The sequence below is a fragment of the Pengzhenrongella sp. genome, from assembly GCF_036565025.1.
Classification (GTDB): Bacteria; Actinomycetota; Actinomycetes; order Actinomycetales; family Cellulomonadaceae; genus Pengzhenrongella.
The window spans coordinates 1-1,994 of record NZ_DATCNW010000060.1 but is presented as its reverse complement, the minus strand read 5'-3'; the positions used below and the strand labels follow the sequence as shown (position 1 = coordinate 1,994).

The 1,994-nt window shown below is 66.9% G+C and carries 2 protein-coding genes; both read right to left on the bottom strand.

Annotated elements, in window-relative coordinates:
- Positions 1-194 (bottom strand): hypothetical protein (locus tag VIM26_RS03195; protein WP_331948881.1); only part of this gene is annotated, 194 nt, incomplete at its 3' end.
- A 115-nt stretch (positions 195-309) separates the two neighbouring features.
- Positions 310-1,350 carry an ABC transporter substrate-binding protein gene (locus VIM26_RS03190; protein ID WP_331948879.1) on the bottom strand — a complete coding sequence of 347 codons (1,041 nt, stop codon included), beginning with the start codon at positions 1,348-1,350 and terminating at the stop codon, positions 310-312.
- Positions 1,351-1,994 lie beyond the last annotated feature (644 nt).

Below are 1,994 nucleotides of genomic sequence, written 5' to 3'. Positions count from 1 at the left end.
GGGCCGACGAGGAACGCTTCGACCAGCAGGAGCGCCAACCCGGAACCGGCCAACCCAAGGAACGCCGTGCTGCGGCTGATCTTGGGTAGCGCCGGGATCGGAAGCACGATCTCGCCAACGTAGTCGCGCACCACGGCAACGACGTCGCCGAATGTGGGGCTCTGCAGTGCTCGCTTGGTCGCTCTGATGGCCATTTGGCCCTCCCCAAAAGTCCTACCCACGCCTGTGAGAGTGAACGGAAGGAGGCCGGGGCGAGTTACTCGGGGCGGTGTGGCATTTTCGGATCAGGCGACCGCTGGAGGCGCTGTGCTAGGGCTTGAGCTCCTTCTGGAGCCGTCGGAAGTAGGCGAAGTCCGTGCCGTCGGCGATGATCTGGGTCGGCGTCTTCTTGATGAGCTTGGCGTCCGTCAGGCGCAGCGTGAAGAAGCGGACGGTGTCCTCGGGGTCGTAGTCCCGCCACTCGAACGACTGATCCTTGATGACGTCGTACACCACCTGCTCGGTGATGGCGGGGTTTGCCTTGTAGCGGCCCGCGTCGATCGCGGCCTTCGCCGTCGCGCGAAGATCCCGTTTGCCGGCGTCGATGCTGCGTAGGATCGCGCGGGTCGCGCGTTTTGTGGCCACCGGGTTCGCCCTGGCCCAGTCGCGATTCGTGGCGAGCAGGCAGCAGTAGTTCTGCGACCACGGCTTGTCGAGCGCAGAGTTGAGGAGGACGTGACCGGGGTTGTTTTTCGTGCCGTGCAGGGCCGGTCCAGCTGGTCCGCCCGTGGCGATGGCGTCGGCCTTCCCATCCACGAAGTACGAGATGATGCTCGTGTCCGGGCCGATCTCGACGAAGTTCGCGTCCCCGGGTTGCATGCCGACGTACGCGAGCAGGCTCACGAAGAAGCCGTACGCGAAGTCCGTGGCGGTCCGTCCCGTCGTCCCGGCGGTGGAGAACGTGATCCGGTTGACGGCGATCGTCTTCCCGCGGAGGTCCGCGATGGCGTTGATCCCGGGCCGCGCCCACAACTCGAGACAGCCCGTGTGGGTGCCGGCGACCGCGACGACCGGGACGCTCGTATCCACCGCGGCTGCGAGCGTGTTGCCGTAGAAGACGCCGAATTCGGCCGTGCCCGCCGCGGGATCGCCGGCCCCGTACTGGATGTCGGTGAAGCCCTCCTCGCGGAGGAACGGATCGGCGAGCCAGTACCAGGGATCGCACGCCGGGGTGTCCGCGAACCGGATCGTGGTCGTCTCCGGCGGTCCCAGGCTCTGCGACGGTGTCGCAGCGGTCGACGAGCTGTTCGGCGCGCACGCGGCGGCGAGCGCAGCCCCGGCCGCGCCAAGGAACGTCCGGCGGCGGATCACGTTCTCACGCGTGGACTATTGCGCGTGGCCCCGGCCATGGCAATGAGATTCAGCCGACTCGAGCAATGTCGGCACATTCATGCCGGGAGGTCGCCGCGTCCGGAGCCGCCCCCCGGGAATCGGACCCGGAATCTGCGGTTTACAAAGAGTTTCGTCCGGTCAAAGATGCGATTGCCCTGAAGTGTCGGGGTTCCTGACCGTCGGTTTGTCAGACCGACGCGAAGTTACACGGGCTTGAAGAACCGCCCGAGCGTCTGCGGGTAGCGCTTGAGCCGCGATGTCGGGATGCGATCCGCGATAGCGGCGGAGCATCCGATCGCCGGAGCCATCGCTCTAGCCCTGGACCTCGATGATCGCGGAGTCGGGCCAACCGCCCTCATGGAGCAACCGCGTCCGTGTCGAGCGGAAGCGATGCTGACGGAGTCAACGCACGTAGTCACGTGTACTGCGACTCGCAAGCACCCCGCGGCGCCCGGCAATTGTCGAGAGTCAGCCCTCCGCGCGGCCCAGAACCCAGACCTGCTCGCGGCCGTAGGCGGGTGGCCCGCCCCTGAAGTCGCCGTAGTCGGCAACCACCTCGAAGCCGACCAGCTCGAAGAGGAACCGCATCTCGCTCCGCAGGGACCAGCGCAGGGTGAGCTGCT